This is a genomic window from Acidovorax sp. 62 (genome assembly GCF_002754495.1).
Lineage (GTDB): Bacteria > Pseudomonadota > Gammaproteobacteria > Burkholderiales > Burkholderiaceae_C > Acidovorax.
The window spans coordinates 1,900,988-1,917,835 of the sequence record NZ_PEFJ01000001.1 but is presented as its reverse complement, the minus strand read 5'-3'; the positions used below and the strand labels follow the sequence as shown (position 1 = coordinate 1,917,835).

The 16,848-nt window shown below is 65.6% G+C and carries 15 protein-coding genes; 11 read left to right on the top strand and 4 right to left on the bottom strand.

Annotated features, from left to right (window positions below; all coding sequences use genetic code 11):
- Window positions 1-50: 50 nt before the first annotated feature.
- Window positions 51-878 carry an HDOD domain-containing protein gene (locus CLU86_RS08555; RefSeq protein ID WP_099655680.1) on the top strand — a complete coding sequence of 276 codons (828 nt, stop codon included), beginning with the start codon at window positions 51-53 and terminating at the stop codon, window positions 876-878.
- Window positions 879-977: 99 nt separating this feature from the next.
- Entirely contained in the window at window positions 978-2,183 is a 1,206-nt protein-coding gene (locus CLU86_RS08550) for a patatin-like phospholipase family protein (RefSeq protein ID WP_099741320.1), read from the top strand.
- 75 nt (window positions 2,184-2,258) lie between these two features.
- On the opposite strand, the gene CLU86_RS08545 is transcribed toward CLU86_RS08550, so the two are convergent.
- Both CLU86_RS08545 and CLU86_RS08540 read right to left on the bottom strand, forming a co-directional pair.
- On the bottom strand, window positions 2,259-5,030 hold the full coding sequence (locus tag CLU86_RS08545; RefSeq protein ID WP_143226689.1) for a GGDEF domain-containing phosphodiesterase: 2,772 nt from the start codon (window positions 5,028-5,030) through the stop codon (window positions 2,259-2,261).
- A gap of 132 nt (window positions 5,031-5,162) precedes the next feature.
- Window positions 5,163-6,308, bottom strand: coding sequence for an iron-containing alcohol dehydrogenase (locus CLU86_RS08540; protein ID WP_099741318.1), 1,146 nt, complete (start codon window positions 6,306-6,308; stop codon window positions 5,163-5,165).
- Between the two features lie 112 nt (window positions 6,309-6,420).
- On the opposite strand from CLU86_RS08540, the gene CLU86_RS08535 reads away from it, so the two are divergent.
- The 3 genes from CLU86_RS08535 to CLU86_RS08525 are packed head-to-tail and all read left to right on the top strand — an operon-like array spanning window position 6,421 to window position 9,177.
- Window positions 6,421-7,290, top strand: a complete 870-nt coding sequence (locus CLU86_RS08535) for a 2-keto-4-pentenoate hydratase (protein WP_099741317.1) — start codon at window positions 6,421-6,423, stop codon at window positions 7,288-7,290.
- Window positions 7,291-7,345: 55 nt separating this feature from the next.
- Window positions 7,346-8,314 (top strand): alpha/beta hydrolase, encoded by a 969-nt coding sequence (locus CLU86_RS08530; protein WP_233194897.1) that lies wholly within the window; start codon window positions 7,346-7,348, stop codon window positions 8,312-8,314.
- 5 nt (window positions 8,315-8,319) lie between these two features.
- Complete coding sequence (locus CLU86_RS08525; RefSeq protein ID WP_099743447.1) at window positions 8,320-9,177, top strand: YbgC/FadM family acyl-CoA thioesterase; 858 nt, start codon at window positions 8,320-8,322, stop codon at window positions 9,175-9,177.
- A gap of 69 nt (window positions 9,178-9,246) precedes the next feature.
- Here the strand turns inward: CLU86_RS08525 and CLU86_RS08520 are convergent, their stop codons facing one another.
- Window positions 9,247-10,176 carry a folate-binding protein YgfZ gene (locus CLU86_RS08520; RefSeq protein ID WP_099741316.1) on the bottom strand — a complete coding sequence of 310 codons (930 nt, stop codon included), beginning with the start codon at window positions 10,174-10,176 and terminating at the stop codon, window positions 9,247-9,249.
- 45 nt (window positions 10,177-10,221) lie between these two features.
- On the opposite strand from CLU86_RS08520, the gene mltG reads away from it, so the two are divergent.
- The 6 genes from mltG to CLU86_RS08490 all read left to right on the top strand — a co-directional run bounded on the left by mltG (window position 10,222) and on the right by CLU86_RS08490 (window position 14,856).
- Complete coding sequence (gene mltG / locus CLU86_RS08515; protein ID WP_304528977.1) at window positions 10,222-11,211, top strand: endolytic transglycosylase MltG; 990 nt, start codon at window positions 10,222-10,224, stop codon at window positions 11,209-11,211.
- 28 nt (window positions 11,212-11,239) lie between these two features.
- A complete protein-coding gene (gene tmk / locus CLU86_RS08510; RefSeq protein WP_099741314.1) occupies window positions 11,240-11,917 on the top strand; it encodes a dTMP kinase in 678 nt (225 codons plus the stop codon).
- A complete protein-coding gene (locus tag CLU86_RS08505; protein ID WP_099741313.1) occupies window positions 11,914-12,942 on the top strand; it encodes a DNA polymerase III subunit delta' in 1,029 nt (342 codons plus the stop codon). Before tmk ends, CLU86_RS08505 begins: the two co-directional genes overlap by 4 nt.
- A 5-nt stretch (window positions 12,943-12,947) precedes the next feature.
- Window positions 12,948-13,307 (top strand): PilZ domain-containing protein, encoded by a 360-nt coding sequence (locus CLU86_RS08500; RefSeq protein WP_099655670.1) that lies wholly within the window; start codon window positions 12,948-12,950, stop codon window positions 13,305-13,307.
- Window positions 13,308-13,369: 62 nt separating this feature from the next.
- Window positions 13,370-14,191, top strand: a complete 822-nt coding sequence (locus CLU86_RS08495) for a TatD family hydrolase (RefSeq protein WP_099741312.1) — start codon at window positions 13,370-13,372, stop codon at window positions 14,189-14,191.
- Entirely contained in the window at window positions 14,185-14,856 is a 672-nt protein-coding gene (locus tag CLU86_RS08490) for an ankyrin repeat domain-containing protein (RefSeq protein ID WP_099741311.1), read from the top strand. The genes CLU86_RS08495 and CLU86_RS08490 overlap by 7 nt, the downstream gene beginning before the upstream one ends.
- Window positions 14,857-14,942: 86 nt before the next feature.
- On the opposite strand, the gene msbA is transcribed toward CLU86_RS08490, so the two are convergent.
- Window positions 14,943-16,730, bottom strand: coding sequence for a lipid A export permease/ATP-binding protein MsbA (gene msbA / locus CLU86_RS08485; protein WP_099741310.1), 1,788 nt, complete (start codon window positions 16,728-16,730; stop codon window positions 14,943-14,945).
- Between the last annotated feature and the right edge of the window lie 118 nt (window positions 16,731-16,848).

Here is a 16,848-nt window from a genome sequence, read left to right as displayed (position 1 = left end):
GGTGGCAGGGCCATAATCGCCGCAACCACCACCGAGGCGCCCCCGAACCCATGGAGCTCAATGCCCTGCTAGCCCAACCCGTGGCGTTGCCGAGCCTGCCGCGCACGGTGGCGCTGCTGATGAACGAGTTGGCGCACCCCCAACCCAGCCTGCGCCGGATCAATCTGCTGTTTGGCTCTGATCCGGCCCTGGCTGCGCGCTTGCTGGAGCTGGCCAATTCGCCCGCGCTGCAAATGCCCCGCCAGGTGGCGGGCATCTCAGAAGCCCTGGCGCTGCTGGGCAACGCCCAGGTGCGTGCACTGGTGGCTGCGTCTACCCTGGGCACAGCGGCCCGCTCGGTGCCGGGCATCAATTTGCAGCAGTTCTGGCGCTACAGCCTGCACACCGCCAAGCTGGCCCGGTCGCTGGCGGGGGTGGTGTTTCAGCACCCCACGGCGGCCTACACCGCTGGCTTGCTGCATGGGCTGGGCGAGCTGGTGATCCATCTGGCCAGCCCCGACCGAGCGCAGTCCATCAACACCCTGGTGTCGCCGCTGGACATGCGCCGTGGCAAGGTGGAGCAGCGGATCTTCGGGTTTTGCTACAGCCAGGTATCGGCCGCACTGGCCCGCCGCTGGTTGCTGCCGCAGGTCGTGGTCGATGCCCTGCAGTACCAGTCTGCCCCCTTTGAAAACACGGCCTACGAGCCGCTGGCAGGTGTGATCCACCTGGCCGCCTGGCGCGTGCGTGCCCGCGAGGCGCAGTACTCGGAACGCGAGCTGGCCGTGTCCTTCCCGGGCGAGGTGGGGCTGGTGCTGGGGCTGGACATCGACATGGTGCTGCAGCAAGACCCCATCGACTGGACGGTGCGCCCGGACGCTGCGGACTACATGGTTTAGAGCGGCTGGCTAAACGCATCTCGCAAGAACCGCTTCACTGGGTTTTTCGGTTGCTCCTGGCCCGCAGTCAGCGCGGCGTGCGCTGCGACAATCAGCGCCATGAAAGCATTGAGCATCCACGCCGGGCCGCGCGCCCTGGAGCACCTGGCCCAGCAGGGCCTGCAGCCACGCGACGTGGGAGTGGTGCCTGCCGCAGCGGGTGGCCCCAAGGGGCTGATTCTGGGACCGCTGGACCGTTTTATCTTTGGCCATTGGCTGGCCCAGTCGCAGCAGCCGGTGCACCTGGTGGGTGCCTCGATTGGCGCGTGGCGCATGGCCACGGCCTGCCTGAACGACCCCGTGGCCGCCTTGCTGCAATTGGAGGACGCCTATGTGCACCAGCACTACGAAGTGCCCCCTGGCAAAAAGCGCCCGCCAGCATCGCATGTCAGCGAGCGTTTTGGCCAGAGCCTGCAAGCCTTTTACGCCGGGCGCGTGGACGAGGTGCTGCAGCATCCCCGCTACCGCCTGCACCTGATTGCTGCGCGCGGGCGCCACCTGCTGCGGCGCGAGCACCCGGTGGCCACGCCGCTGGGCTACCTGGGTGCCTTCATGAGCAATGCCGTGCACCGCAAGGCCCTGGGCGCCTGGCTGGAACGGGTGGTGTTTTCGTCCCCGCCAGGTGGCGAGCTAGGCGGGGCTGAAACGCCTGCGCTGCCTTTTGGCACGGCAGACTTTCGCACCCGGCAGGTGCGGCTGACGCATGCCAACTTCATGGATGCCTTGCAGGCCAGCTGCTCCATTCCGTTTGTGCTGCAGGCGGTGCACCACATCGCGGGCGCCCCGCCCGGGGCTTACTGGGATGGCGGCTTGACCGATTATCACATGCACCTGGCCTACAACACGCACCAAGGCAGTGGCTCGAATGCTATTGAAAAGATAGCTGCTAGCGCTTATTCAGAAAGCGCTATCGGCCAATTTCATTCAAAGAAGGGTGTGGCGGCGTCAGACCAAGGGGCGGGCCTGGTGCTGTACCCGCACTTTCAGCACCAGGTGGTGCCGGGCTGGCTGGACAAGGGCCTGCGCTGGCGCCACCGCAGCACCGCCGCGCTGGACACCATGGTGGTGCTGTCGCCCCGCCCGGAGTGGGTGAAGACCTTGCCGAACGCCAAGCTGCCGGACCGCCAGGACTTTATGCACTACGGCCACGACACGGCGGCCCGCGCCAAAGCCTGGTTGACCGCCACGGCGGCTGCGCAACAACTGGCCGATGAGCTGGCCCAATGGCTGGAACGGCCTGACCTGGGGGCAGTGCAGCCGTTGTGACGTTGTGAGGGCGTTGGTGAAAGTGCTGATGTAAGTTCTGGTGCGCGGTGGGCTCAGAAACCGTTCAAGGTCTTTTCAGGGCAGCACCAGTGTTGAGGCCACGCTGCGCCGGTAGCTGCGCGCCCAGTCGGCCACCTCGCCACCGGGCATGGGGTGGGCGATGGCGTAGCCTTGCACCACCTGGCAGCCCAGCTCGCGCAGCCGGGTGCAGTGGGCGGGGGATTCTGCCCCTTCGGCCACCAGGGTGTGGCCCAGGGCCTGGGCCATGGCCACAGCGGTGCTCACCACCGCGGCATCCTCGGTGCTGTGCAGCACCGCGCCGGCAATCGACCGGTCAATCTTCAGCGTGTCTGCGGGCACCTGGGCCACCCAGGCCAGGGTGGCTTTGCCAATGCCAAAGTCGTCAACAGCCCAGCGCACTCCCAGCGTCTGGTGGCAGTGCTGCATCAGGGCTTGCAGTGCCTGCGGCTCGTGCAGCCCTGCGCTCTCTTGCACCTCCAGCTGCAGCAGGTGGGCGGGCAGTGGGGCAAACAGGGCCAGCAGGTCTTGCAGCCGCGCGGCAAAGTTGCTGCGCAGCAGGTGCTGCGTGGCCACGTTCACCCCCACGGTCCAGTCCAGCCCTTGCGCGTGCCACAGCCGCAGCTGGGCCAGTGCCTCGGTCAGCACCCATTCGCCCAGTTCGGCCGCCAGGTCGGCGTCGTCGATCAGCGGAAGAATCTGCTCTGGCCCTTGCAGGCCGCGCTCAGGGTGTTGCCAGCGCAGCAAGGCCTCCACCGCCACGATTTGGCCATTGGCCAGGTTGACCTGGGGCTGGTAGTGCAGGCGCATTTCGCCGGTGCGCAGCGCCTGGGCGATGCGGGTTTGTTGCGTGTGGGGGGTTTGCAGCGCGGCATCGCTTTGTGCGTCAAAAAAGCGCACTTGCTGGCGGCCTGCCTGCTTGGCCTGGCACATGGCCTGGTCGGCCTGGCGCAGCAGTGTGGTGGGGCAGGCCTGCAGCTGCGGGTACACGGCCACGCCCATGCTGGCGGTGATGTGCAGTTGCAGCGCATCGATGGCATAGGGTTGCCCCAGTTGCTCCAGCAGTTGGGCAGTGCGCGCCTCGATGGCTTGCAGGTGGGGCTGGTGGCCCAGCAGCAGCACAAATTCGTCTCCGGCCATGCGGGCAACGGCGTCGTGCGGGCCGGCAAAGGCGCGCAGGCGCAAGGCCACTTCGCGCAGGGCGCGGTCGCCGGTGGCGCTGCCGTGCTGCTGGTTCAGGCGCTGGAAGTGGTCCAGGTCGATCATGCACACGGCCAGCAGGGTGCCTTGCTGTTGCGCGGTGAAGAGGGCATGCGTGAGGCTCTCGGCCAATGCCGCCCGGTTGTGCAGGCCGGTCAGTGCATCGTGGTGCGACTGCCAGGACACCTGGTGGCGAAAGTGCCGGCTCTCGGACACGTCGTGGAACACCAGCACGCAGCCCACGGCCACGCCGTTGCTTTTGCGGATGGTGGAGGCGGTGTATTCAATGGCGTAACGCTCGCCCGAGCGGTGGATCAGGATCGGGTGCGCGCGCGGTGGGCTGTCTGCAAGGGCGGTGGTTTCTGTCTCTTGCGCATCTGCATTCAGCGGCGGGTGCAGTGCATCGGCCAGCCTAAAGACCTCTTCCAGGGGCCGCCCCATGGCCTGGTGGACCTTGCAGCCGGTGAGGAACTGGGCCGTCTCGTTGATGGTTTCGATGGTGCCGTGCAGGTCGGTGGTGATGATGCCATCGCCCCCTGGCAAATGGGGCGCAGCGGCGTGGGCCTGCTGCGCCTGGCTCAGCGCCTGCCGGGTGCGCTGCCGGTCGCTGGCCGTGACCAGGGTGCCTATGGTTCCGGGGATAGGGGCTGCGGGTGGCTTGGCTGGTGTGGGCTGTGCGTCCGGTGTTGGTGGGGTCTGCGCTTGCAGTGCGAGAGGGGGTTGTGGAAGGGCCGCGGGCTGAGCTTCATCTGTGGCCATGGGCAGGGGGCTTTGAAACAGGCGCTGCCATTCTTCGCGCACGTCCAGGCACACGCCGTCGCTGCGGCGCACGGTCACGGGCATGGGGGCGGCTTCAATCAGCAACTGTGCCAGCTCCAGTTGCTGTGCGTGCCGTTGCAGACTGTCTTTATGGCCCTGCACCTGGGTCTGCAATTGCAGCGCCGTGGCGTTGAAGCTGTGCGCCACGGCGCGCTCTGAGGGCGATCCCCGCTCCTGCATCCTGGCCGTGAGGTGGCCGCGTTGCAATTGGCGGTGTGCGTGCAGCAGCCGCCGCATCAGGCCCACATGCTGGTGCACCAGCCAGGCCAGCAGGGTCAGCACAAACACCACGTTGAACAGCGATATGCCGGTCTGCACCTGCAGGTTGTCCCAGATCTGGTCCACCAGCACATGGCTTTGCAGCGCAATCTTCAGGCGGGCCACCGTGCCGTCGGGCAGGGTTTCGCTCAGCTCCAGGGTGGGGGGCTGCACTTGGACCCATTTGGCAAACCAGGCGGGCGCGTCAGGCGTGCCTGGGGGCTTTTGTGCCGAGACACCCGTGCGGCCCTGCACTTGCCATTGCACGGTGTACAGCGAGGAGGCAAAGTACACCGTGCTGTCTTGCAGCACGCGCTGTGCTTGTTCGGGCTGGTCTGGCGGCAGGCGCTTGAGGGCCGTGAGCAAGGCGCTGCCGATGCGCGTGGCCTCTGACTGGGCGCGTTCGTGGGCAGCGGTCACCTCGGACTCGACCATGTAGTGGTAGCGCACCGCGCTGACCGCCAAGATCACCAAAAGCAGCGGGACAAAAACGCGCAGGTAGACGCTGCGGGCTTGCCACGGTGTCTTGGGCGTTTCTTCGGAGAGGGGCATGGAGTCGGTCACGGGCGACGTTCTGCGGGCTTAGCCCAGCGGTCAAAACGGTCCGTGAGTGTAAAGGCGCAGGGTGCCCCCGGCGATGGCCTGCCCTCAACAGAAGGCGCCGGGGGCGCCTTTTGCAGGCGACTACAGGCTCTGGGCCAGCATCTCGCGGTATTCCTCGGGCGTGGCAATGCGTGGATTGGTTTTGTGGCAATGGTCGGCCAGGGCGCCTTTGATCACATCGTCAAACACCTCGGGCGTGACCCCCATGGCCGCCAGGCCCGTGGGCAGGCCCAGGCGGGCGTTCATGTCTTGAATGGCGGGGGCCACGTCGCCCGCAGAGGCCAGGCTCATGGCGTGCGCCATGCGTTCGAGCCGACGCTCTGTCTGCACCGATGCGCAGGTGGCGTTGAAGCGAATCACCGCGGGCAAGAACATGGCGTTGAGCGTGCCGTGGTGCAGGCGCGGGTTCACGCCGCCCAGGCTGTGGCTCAGGCTGTGCACACAGCCCAGGCCTTTTTGGAACGCCATGGCGCCTTGCATGCTGGCGCTCATCATGTTCAGGCGCGCTTGCCGGTCTGCGCCGTTGCGGGTGGCCTGCTCAATGCTGGCCCAGCCGCGCTGCAGGCCATCGAGCGCAATGCCGTCGGCAGGCGGATTGAAGGCGGCCGACATGAAGGTCTCCATGCAGTGCGCAATCGCATCCATGCCGGTGGCGGCCGTGAGCATGGGGGGCAGGCCCAGGGTCAGCTCCGGGTCGCAAATGGCGGCCTTGGGGACCAGGTTCCACGAGTGAAAACCGAGCTTGCGGTGGTCGTCCACGATGATGATGGCGCCGCGCGCCACCTCGCTGCCGGTGCCACTGGTGGTGGGCACGGCAATGACGGGCGCCGTGCGTTCGCTGATGCGGGGCGAGCCACCCTCGATCGTGGCGTAGTGGGTCAGGGGGCCTTCGTGGGTGGCGGCAATGGCAATGCCCTTGGCGCAGTCGATGGCCGAGCCGCCGCCCACGGCAATCAGGCCATCGCAGCCCTGGGCCTGGTACACCTGCACGGCCGCGCGCACAGCGGCCTCGGTGGGGTTGGCGGGGGTTTGGTCAAACACTGCAACAGGCTGCTCATGCAAGTCGCACAGGGCGTCCAGCGCCTTTTGCAGCACGCCAGCGGCTTTCACGCCGGGGTCGGTCACGATCAAGGGGCGGGTAATGCCCACGCGCAGGCACTCCTGGTGCAGCAGCTTCACTGCGCCAAACTCGAACTGGATCTGGGTCACGTAGTTGATGAAGGCCATGGTGTGTGAGCGTGTGTGAATAAGGACGCCAGCGATTACGATAGCCCGCCGACGCGTTGAACAGGTTCTCAGGACAGGTTCCCAAACCCCACTTTAAAAGCAGGAGACGCAGATGAACACGAAGCAAACCCTGATGGCGGCCCTGGTGGCCGTCGCCTGCGCGACAAGCGCCCAAGCCCAATGCCTGAGCGATACACAGGCCGCCGAGCTGGTTGCCAGCTATGTGGCCAAAACACCGGCCGCCAATGTGGAGGGCTTGTCGGACGCAGACGGCGCCTGCACCCGTGCCAAGGTCAATGCCTTGCTGGCCCAGCGCCTGGGCAAGGTGGTGGGCTACAAGGCGGGGCTGACCAACCCGGCGGTGCAAAAGCGCTTTAACACCGACAAGCCGGTATGGGGCAAGCTGTACGAAGGCATGGTGCTGGCCAATGGCGCTGCCGTGGATGCCACCTTTGGCGCCCGCCCGTTGTTTGAGGCCGACATGCTGGTGCGCGTGAAAAGCGCCGACATCAACCAGGCCAAAACCCCCATGCAGGTGTTGGAGGCCATCGACCAGGTGATTCCGTTCATCGAACTGCCCGACCTGCTGGTGCAGGCGCCGCCCAAGCTCAACGGTGCGGGTGTCAGCGCCATCAACGTGGGCGCGCGCCTGGGCGTGGCGGGCGCACCGCTGCCGGTGCCGGAGTACCGGGCCGAGCGTTATGCGCTGCTGCAAGCCTTGGCCGACATGCAGGTCAGCCTGACTGACGCCACAGGCGCCCGGCTGGGTGGTGGCAAGGGCAGCGATATTCTGGAGCACCCCCTCAACGCCGTCGTCTGGCTGGCGGGCGCCCTGGCACAAGAGGGGCTGGCGATGCAGCCGGGTGATCTGATCAGCCTGGGCTCGTTCTCGCCGCTGTTGCCACCCAAGGCGGGCCTGTCGGTGACGGCCACCTTCGAGGGCCTGCCGGGCGCAGCGCCTGTGCGCGTGACCTTCAAATAAGTCCGAGGCCACCCCCAGCCCCCATCCCAGATATTGCCGACAGGAGCTTTGCGTTTTGACCGATTTGCACATTCACCACACCCGCCTGACCCCGCAGATGCGCGGCGTGCTGCAGGGCATGGCCCGCGCGGGCCACGCCCCGTTGCACACCCGCACGCCCGAGGAGGCGCGCAAAGCCTACGAGGCGGGCGCGGGCGTGCTGGAGGTGGCCAAGGCGGCGCTGCCCCGCGTGGAGGACTTTCACATTCCTGCGCGTGACGGCCACCGCTTGCCTGCGCGCCTGTATGCGCCGGTGGCGGCTGGGGGCAGCGCGCTGCCCTTGCTGCTGTACACCCACGGGGGTGGCTTCACCATCGGCAGCATTGCCACGCACGATGTACTGTGCCGCGAGCTGGCCCGCCTGTCCGGGGCCATGGTGGTGTCGCTGGACTACCGGCTGGCGCCGGAGCACCGTTTTCCCACGGCATCCAACGATGCCTGGGATGCTCTGGCCTGGCTGGCCCAGCATGCGGCCACGCTGGGCGCTGACCCGGCGCGGCTGGCGGTGGGCGGCGACAGCGCAGGCGGCACGCTGGCCGCCGTCAATGCCATTTGTGCCCGCGATGCAGGCTTGCCCCTGGCACTGCAACTGCTGTTTTACCCCGGCTGCGCAGCGCACCAGGACACGCCTTCTCACGCCACGTTTGCCCGGGGCCTGGTGCTGGAGGAGCCCGCCATCAGCTGGTTCTTTGGCCACTATGTGCAAACCCGCGCCGAGCGCGAGGACTGGCGCTTTGCCCCCTTGCATGCACCCGATGTGGAGGGCGTGGCCCCGGCCTGGATCGGGCTGGCCGAGTGCGACCCGCTGGTGGACGAGGGCGTGGACTACGCCGACAAGCTGCGCGCCAGCGGTGTGCCGGTGGACCTGGAAATCTACCGGGGTGTGACGCACGAATTCATCAAGATGGGGCGGGCTGTGCCAGAGGCACTGAAAGCCCACGCCGACGCAGCCTTGGCGCTGCGACAAGCCTTTGCCATGGAGTGAGCCTGATGCAACGCCAGAACTTCCGTTGTGTGCACCGCCTGCGGGTGCGCTGGGCCGAGGTGGACATGCAGAAAATCGTGTTCAATGCCCACTACCTCATGTACATCGACACCGCCATGTCGGACTATTGGCGTGCCCTGGCGCTGCCTTATGAGGCCAGCATGCAGACGCTGGGCGGCGAGATGTATGTGAAAAAAGCCACGCTGGAGTACCACGCCTCGGCCAAGTTGGACGACACCCTGGAGGTGGGTCTGCGCTGCGCCCGCATTGGCAACTCGTCCAGTCTGTTTGAAGCGGGTATCTTCAGTGGCGACAAGCTGCTGGTGAGTGGCGAGCTGGTGTATGTGTTTGCCGACCCCTCCACGCAGACGTCCACCCCGGTGCCACCCGCGCTGCGGGCCATGCTCGAAGGTTTTGAAGCAGGCGCGGACATGGTGGAGGTGCGCACGGGCGACTGGAACGCCCTGGGCCGCGATGCAGGCCGCCTGCGCACGGCGGTGTTTGTGAGAGAGCAAGGCATTGCCGCCGATGTGGAAGCCGATGCGCTGGACGCCAGCGCACGCCATGCCGTGCTGTACAACCGCCTGGGCCAGCCTGTGGCCACCGGGCGCCTGTTGCAGCAAGCCCCGGGCGTGGGGCGCATCGGCCGCATGGCGGTCGATCGATCTGTGCGTGGCGCCCAATGGGGCCGTGTGCTGCTCAACACCTTGATCGATGCCGCCCGCGTGCGTGGCGACCAACAGGTGCAGCTGCATGCGCAGTGCAGTGCCCAGGGGTTTTATCAGCGTGCAGGGTTCGCTGTGGCGGGCGAGCCCTACCAGGAGGCTGGCATTGCCCATGTGCTGATGGCGCGGGATTTTTAGGTCGGAGCGAGTGCTGCTGGGCAGTGTGCGCGCCCGCAGCCTGACGGCCTGACTGCCCCGGTTTCTCGCTCAAATATCGTCGAGCAACGGGTAGGGCAGGGGCAGCAGTTGCAGCGCAATGCCATCGGCCGCGCCCGCAGGCACAACGCTCAAGGCGTGCTCGGTGGCCGCAATTTGCAGCGACACCAGGGCATCCACCCCGCCGTCGCCTTCTGGGCTGGGCGCCACCTGCACCACGGTGCCGCAGGGCTGCTCTGGGTCGTTGGCAGCAAACACTTCGCTGCCCACCGCAAAGCCGCTTGCGGCGTGGGCCAAGTAGGTGCGGCGCTTGAGCGTGCCACGGAACTGGCTGCGGGCCACCACCTCTTGTCCGGGGTAGCAGCCCTTTTTGAAGTTCACCCCGCCAATGGATTCGTAGTTGAGCATCTGCGGCACAAAGGCATCGACCAGCGGCGCGGTCAGCGTGGCCACGCCACTTTGCACTTCGCTCCACAGCCAGACGGAGGCATCCAGCAAGGGGCCTTGCGGGGCGGCGCTGCCCTGGGGCGCGATCCACAACGCGCGTGGCTGGCCCGCTGCGGGGTAGAGGTGAACGAGGGTGTTTTGATCGAAATCGGCTTTGGACCAGGCAGGATAAGCGCTGCCAGCTATCGAATTGATAGTATCTCCAGCCAGACCATACAGCGCAAAGTCGGCAGAGGCGTCGCTGAGCTTGGCCTTGGCGCGCAGCACAAACATCGACAGGCGCTTGAGCGTGGCGGCCAGCAGGTCTTGGCTGCAAATCAGCAGCACTTCGGTGTCGCTGCGCTTGAAGCCAATGAAGCTGGCCTGCATGCGGCCCTTGGCCGAGAGGAATGCGGCCAGCCGGGCGTGCTGCATGTCCAGCAGCGCAAAGTCTTGTGTGAGCTGGCCTTGGAGAAATTTGGTGGCATCTTCGCCTGCTACGCGAATCACACCAAGGTGGGACAGGGGGGCAATACCGTTCAAAAGCTGCGTCATGGCTGAATTATGATGCCCCCTCCTTTTCACACAGGTAGCAGGGTTGTGCGACGTTTACTGGCATGGGTGTTTGTTTTATTGATCGCCAGCGGCGCCGCTGCCGCATGGTGGTTGCACGAGCCCCTGGTCACTGGCGCGGAGCCGCTGGAGCTGGCCATTGAGCCTGGAACCACTCCGCGCGGCGTGGCCCGCGATGTGGTGGCGGCCGGTGCCCAGGCGAATGCGCAGCTGCTGTACGCGTGGTTTCGCCTGTCGGGGCAAGACCGCCTGATCAAGGCGGGCAACTATGAAATCCCGGCGGGCACCACGCCGCGCAGCTTGCTGCGCATGCTGGTGCGGGGCGAAGAGGCCTTGCGCACGCTGACCCTGGTGGAGGGCTGGTCCTTCAAACAAGTGCGCCAGGCGCTGGCCAAGGAAGAGTTGATCAAGCAAGACACTGCGCAGCTGAGCGCCGAGCAGATCATGGAGCAGCTTGGCCGCCCAGGAGTGCCTGCGGAGGGACGGTTCTTCCCCGATACCTATTCCTACGCCAAGGGCTCCAGCGACCTGGCCCTGCTGCGGCGCGCCTTGCATGCCATGGACCGCAAGCTTGAATCTGCCTGGGCCTTGCGCTCGCCCGACCTGCCGCTCAAGACCCCTGCCGAAGCCTTGGTGCTGGCCAGCATCGTTGAAAAAGAAACCGGCCGCGCCAGTGACCGGCCGCAGATCGCCGGGGTGTTTGCCAACCGCCTGCGCACCGGCATGCTGCTGCAGACCGACCCCACGGTCATCTACGGCATGGGCGACAAGTTTGATGGCAACCTGCGCCGCCGCGACCTGCAGACCGACACGCCCTGGAACACCTACACCCGTCCCGGCCTGCCGCCCACGCCCATTGCGATGCCGGGCAAGGCGGCGCTGCTGGCGGCTGTGCAGCCTGCGCCCACCCGCGCGCTTTACTTTGTGGCCAAGGGCGATGGCAGCAGCCATTTCAGCGCCAGCCTGGACGAGCACAATCGGGCCGTGAACCGCTACCAGCGCGGGCAATCCCAATAAAGACGGCCGTCCACCATTGAAGGGTTTCATGTCACGTACTGGCTTGTTCATCTCGTTTGAAGGCATCGACGGTGCGGGCAAGTCCTCGCACATCGATGGCTTGGCCCAGGCCTTTCGCGCCCAGGGGCGCACCGTCACGCTCAGCCGCGAGCCCGGTGGCACGCCGTTGGCCGAGAAGCTGCGGGACCTGGTCCTCAACGACCCCATGGACGCGTTGACCGAGGCCCTGTTGATTTTTGCGGCCCGGCGCGACCATTTGCGCCAGGTGATTGAGCCCGCCCTGGCCCGGGGCGATGTGGTGCTGTGCGACCGCTTCACCGATGCCACCTTTGCCTACCAAGGTGCCGGGCGCGGTTTTGATCTTGAGTTGCTATCTATTTTGGAGCGCATGGCGCAGACAGGGCTTGCGCCAGAGCCTGGTTTGATGCGAGAACCTGATTTGACTGTGTGGTTTGACCTGGCCCCTGAGATTGCCGCGCAGCGGCTGGTGGGCGCGCGCGTACCCGACCGCTTTGAGTCGCAACCCGTGGCCTTTTTTGAGCGCGTAGCCCAGGGCTATGCCGACCGTGCTGCAGGGGCCCCGCAGCGCTTCGCACGCATCGACGCTGCCCAAGACCGCCACCGCGTGTGGCAGCAACTCACCAGCGTTTTTGTGCGCAAGGGTTGGTTGTCCATCATGGTGCCCACACCTGGGCTGGCCCCATGAGCGAACGTCCCACCGCCGATACCCCGCCTCTGGCGCCCTGGATTGCGGCGCAGCGGGCCACGCTGCTGGCCCAGCGCGGCCATGCCTGGCTGCTGCAAGGCCCTTCGGGCATGGGGCAATATGCCTTGGCGCTGGAGCTGGTGCGCGCCTGGATGTGCGATGCCCCCACGGCCCAAGGCGCCTGCGGCCAGTGCGCCAGCTGCCACGCCATTGACGTGCGCACCCATGCCGATGTGTGCGTGCTGATGCCCGAAGTGCAGATGCTGGCGCTGGGCTGGCCCCTGTCCGAAAAGGCCCAGGCCGAGATTGACGACAAGAAACGCAAGCCCAGCCGTGAGATCCGTGTGGAGGCCATGCGCGATGCGGTGGAGTTCTCGCAGCGCACCTCGGCGCGGGGGCGCGGCAAGGCGGTGCTGGTGTACCCGGCCGAGCAAATGAACCATGTCACGGCCAACGCGTTGCTCAAAACCCTGGAGGAGCCGCCCGGCGATGTGCGGTTTGTGTTGGCCAGTGAGGCTGCGCACCAGCTGCTGCCCACCATTCGCAGCCGTTGCCTGGGCCACACCATGGTGTGGCCCAGCCAGGCGGAAATGTTGCCTTGGCTGCAATCGCAAGGCGTCGCCGCTGATGCGGCCACGGCGTTTTTGCGTGCCGCTGGTGGACGGCCAGACGATGCCCTGGCCGTGGCCCGCTCGGGGCGCAGCCCGCAGGCTTGGGGCTCGTTGCCGCAGGCCATGGCGCGGGGCGATGTGACGGCTTTGGGCGATTGGGCTCCGGCCCAGGCCATCGACGCCCTGCAAAAGCTGTGTCACGATTTGCTGTCGGTGGCGGTCGGGGCTGCTCCGCGTTATTTCGCTATGGCCGACCTGCCCAAGCCACCGCCGTTGGCCGCCTTGACGCGCTGGTCCAAGGCACTGGCCAAAGAGGCCCGCACGGCAGACCATCCGTTCAACGCAGGCCTGATGCTGGAGGCGCTTGTCGCCCAGGCGCGAAACACCCTACACTCCAGGCAACCAACGCATTGATCACCATGAGCAGTCCATCCACCGCACCCCGTCCCAGCGTCATGCAGCTGGCCATCAAGGAAAAGGGCGCCTTGTATGCCGCGTACATCCCGTTTTTTGTAGAGGGTGGCATCTTTGTGCCCACCCAGCGGGATTACAAGCTGGGTGACGATGTGTATGTGCTGCTGACGCTGCCCGACGACACGCAGCGCTACCCCGTGGCAGGCCGCGTGGCCTGGGTGACGCCCGCACGGGCTGCGGGCAATCGCACCCAAGGCGTGGGCATTCAGTTTCCAAAAGACGACAAGTCGCGCCTGCTCAAGCTCAAGATCGAAGAAATTTTGGGAACTGCGCTCGGCTCCGAACGTCCTACCCAAACCATTTGATGGCGCCTTCGCGCCCTGTGCCGACCCGCGCTGGCGGGTCGGCTTTTTCATTTTGAGTCCGCATGTTTACCGATTCGCACTGCCACCTTTCGTTTCCTGACCTTGTGAGCCAGTTGCCAGCCATTCGCCAGGCCATGGCCGATGCGCAGGTGGAGCGGGCCCTGTGTATTTGCACCACCATGGAAGAGTTTGGTGACGTGCATGCGCTGGCCCTGGGCTACGACAACTTTTGGAGCACCGTGGGAGTGCACCCCGACAACGAGGGCGTGCGGGAGCCCAGCTTGCAGGATTTGCTCGACAAAGCAGCGTTGCCGCGTGTGGTGGCCATCGGTGAAACGGGGCTGGACTACTACGGCATGGAAGACCGCAAAGGCGGCCGCAGCATTGCCGATCTGGAGTGGCAGCGCGACCGTTTTCGCACCCACATCCGCGCAGCGCGCGCCTGCTCCAAACCTTTGATCATCCACACCCGCAGCGCCTCGGACGATACCCTGGCCATCTTGCGGGAAGAGGGCGAGGACGGGGCGGGCAATGTGGCTGGGGGTGTGTTCCACTGCTTCACCGAATCCATGCAGGTCGCCCGCGCCGCGCTGGACCTGGGCTACTACCTGTCGTTCTCCGGCATCATCACTTTCAAGAATGCGCAGGATTTGCGCGACGTGGTGGCCTTTGCGCCGCTGGACCGGATCCTCATCGAAACCGACAGCCCTTATCTGGCGCCGGTGCCTTACCGGGGCAAGACGAACAACCCTTCGTATGTGCCGTATGTGGCGCAGCAGGTGGCCCAGTGCAAGGGTCTATCGGTGCAAGAGGTGGCGCAGGCCACCAGCCGCAATTTCGAGACCTTGTTCACGGGGGTTGTGGCAGGAGGCGTGGCATGCTGACGCGCCGTGCCGCCTTGCTGGGTGCCGCCCTGGCCGGAGCCGCAACATGGGCTGTGGCTGGCTCGTACGACGATTTCTTCACGGCCATTTTGCGGGACGACCCGGACACCATCACAGCCCTGTTGCGCAGGGGGTTTGATCCCAACACGCGGGATGCCAAGGGGCAGGTGGGTTTGGTCATTGCGCTCAAGGAAGAGTCGCACAAAGCCTTTGAGGCACTGATGGCGGCGCGCAACACCCAGGTCGAGGCACGCAATGCACAGGACGAAAGCCCGCTCATGATGGCGGCCATCAAGGGCAATGAAGACGCCGTCAAACAGCTGATTGCGCGCGATGCCGACGTCAACAAAACCGGCTGGACGCCCCTGCACTACGCGGCATCGGGTGGCACGGAGCAGCACCTGCGCATTGCCGCGCTGCTGCTGGAAAACCACGCGTACATCGATGCGGCCTCGCCCAACGGAACCACGCCGTTGATGATGGCAGCGCAATACGGGTCGTCCGACATCGTCAAGTTGCTGTTGGCTGAGGGGGCTGACCCTACGTTGAAAAACCGGCTGGGGCTGACGGCCGTGAACTTTGCCCAGCGTGTCAGCCGCGCTGAAGCGGCCGCGCAAATCGCTGCGGCCATTCGCAAGCGGCAGCCCAATGCCGGGGCCTGGTGAGCTGACCGCTGCTGATTGAGGCTGACTGTGGCGCCCGTGTCCTAGCGCCTAGTGGCACGGGGGCGTGGTCGCTCTGCCAGCGTTCGTCAGTGGGCGGCTGTTGCTCCTGGCCGGCTTTGCAGCCGCGCATACAGACCGCCAGCGGCCATCAACTGCGTGTGGCTGCCTTGCTCCGCGATTTTTCCGCGCTCCATGACCACCACACGGTCTGCGTGCTCGATGGTGGAGAGCCTGTGGGCAATCACCAGCGTCGTGCGGCCCTGCATCAGGCGCTGCAGTGCGTCTTGCACCAGCCGTTCTGATTCGGTGTCGAGGGCCGAGGTGGCCTCGTCCAGGATGAGGATGGGCGCATTTTTGTACAGCGCGCGGGCAATCGCCAGGCGCTGCCGTTGGCCGCCTGAGAGCTGGGCCGCGTTGTGCCCTGCCACGGTGTGAATGCCTTGGGGCAGGGCGGCAATGTGCTCTGCCAGATTGGCGGCAGCCAGGCATTCATGCACGCGCTGCTCATCCATGGCACTGCCCAGTGCCACGTTGGCGGCAATGGTGTCGTTGAACATCACGACGTCCTGGCTCACCATGGCGAACTGGCCGCGCAGCGATGCCAGGTTCCAGGTGGTCAGCTCTTGCCCGTCCAGCGTGATCTGCCCCTGGCTGCTGTTGATGAAGCGTGGCAACAGATTGACCAGTGTGGTCTTGCCTGCACCCGATGGGCCCACCAGCGCCACCACTTCGCCGGGGGCAACCCGCAGGCTGATGTCGTCAAGCGCCGGGGCCTGGTCAGTGCCAAATTGCACGCTCACATGGCTCAGCACGATTTCGCCGCGCACCCTGTCTGCGGTGTGGGTGCCCTGGGCTTCAGCGCCTGTGTCTCCAAGCAATGACAAGCCCCGCTCCAGCGCTGCTGCGCCGCGGGTGATGGGGTTGGCTACATCGGCCAGTCTGCGGATGGGGGCAATCAGCATCAGCATGGCGGTGATGAAGGAGACAAAGCCGCCCACCGTCACATCTTTGGTGTCCACGGCGCCTCGGCTTTGCCAAAGTGCAATGCAAATCACCACCGAAAGGGCTGCGGCCGCCAGCAACTGGGTCAGCGGGGTCATCGCGGCCGATGCAATGGTGGACTTGATGGCCAACCTGCGCAGGCTCTGGCTGAGTGCGGCAAAACGTCCGGCTTGCCCCTGCTGCGCTCCATGCAGACGCACCATGCGGTGGGCGAGCACGTTTTCTTCCACCACATAAGCCAGTTCGTCCGTGGCTTGCTGGCTCACCTTGGTAAGGTGGTACAGCCTGCGCGACAGCGTCTTCATGATCCAGGCGACCCCGGGCACGACCACCGCCACAATCAGTGTGAGCTGCCAATTCAAATAAAGCAGATACCCCAGCAGTGCCACCAGGGTGAACCCGTCACGCGACAGCCCCAGCAGGGCCTGCACCAGCAGGTTGGAGCCGTTTTGCACCTCATACACCACGGTGTTGGACAGCGCACTGGCCGACTGGCGGCCAAACAAGCCCATTTCTGCGGAAAGCACGCGGTCAAACAGCGCCTTGCGCAGCAGCAGCATGCCTTCATTGGCAATTTTTGCCAGAGCGTACTGCCCCACAAATTGCGCGAAACCGCGCACCAAAAACACCCCCATGATGGCCAGGGGGACAGTCCACAGTTGCAGGGTTCCTTGGGTGAATCCTCTGTCCAGCAGGGGTTGCAACAGCGCTGGAATCATGGGCTCTGTCACTGCACCCACCAGCGTGGCGGCAATGGCGAGGCCCCAGGCAAGGCGCTGGTGTCCAAAATAAACGGCCAGCCTGGCCAATCGGGTCATCAATGGGAGGCTGGGAGTTTGGGCCTGTGCGGCTCTGGTTTCTTGTGCTTGCATGTGCGGGGGATTCTACGTTTTGCTACGAGCTGTAGCCCTGGGCCTGCTGCCAGATGCTCACAGAGGGCTCGCCCTGCACAAGTTCGTGGAACTTCAGGCTGAAAGTGTCAACAAACCT

Coding starts and splice junctions, on each gene's coding strand:
- CLU86_RS08555 (WP_099655680.1), top strand. CDS start 51: ATGGAGCTCAATGCCCTGCTAGCCCAACCCGTGGCGTTGCCGAGCCTG.
- CLU86_RS08550 (WP_099741320.1), top strand. CDS start 978: ATGAAAGCATTGAGCATCCACGCCGGGCCGCGCGCCCTGGAGCACCTG.
- CLU86_RS08545 (WP_143226689.1), bottom strand. CDS start 5,030: ATGCCCCTCTCCGAAGAAACGCCCAAGACACCGTGGCAAGCCCGCAGC.
- CLU86_RS08540 (WP_099741318.1), bottom strand. CDS start 6,308: ATGGCCTTCATCAACTACGTGACCCAGATCCAGTTCGAGTTTGGCGCA.
- CLU86_RS08535 (WP_099741317.1), top strand. CDS start 6,421: ATGAACACGAAGCAAACCCTGATGGCGGCCCTGGTGGCCGTCGCCTGC.
- CLU86_RS08525 (WP_099743447.1), top strand. CDS start 8,320: ATGCAACGCCAGAACTTCCGTTGTGTGCACCGCCTGCGGGTGCGCTGG.
- CLU86_RS08520 (WP_099741316.1), bottom strand. CDS start 10,176: ATGACGCAGCTTTTGAACGGTATTGCCCCCCTGTCCCACCTTGGTGTG.
- tmk (WP_099741314.1), top strand. CDS start 11,240: ATGTCACGTACTGGCTTGTTCATCTCGTTTGAAGGCATCGACGGTGCG.
- CLU86_RS08505 (WP_099741313.1), top strand. CDS start 11,914: ATGAGCGAACGTCCCACCGCCGATACCCCGCCTCTGGCGCCCTGGATT.
- CLU86_RS08500 (WP_099655670.1), top strand. CDS start 12,948: ATGAGCAGTCCATCCACCGCACCCCGTCCCAGCGTCATGCAGCTGGCC.
- CLU86_RS08495 (WP_099741312.1), top strand. CDS start 13,370: ATGTTTACCGATTCGCACTGCCACCTTTCGTTTCCTGACCTTGTGAGC.
- CLU86_RS08490 (WP_099741311.1), top strand. CDS start 14,185: ATGCTGACGCGCCGTGCCGCCTTGCTGGGTGCCGCCCTGGCCGGAGCC.
- msbA (WP_099741310.1), bottom strand. CDS start 16,730: ATGCAAGCACAAGAAACCAGAGCCGCACAGGCCCAAACTCCCAGCCTC.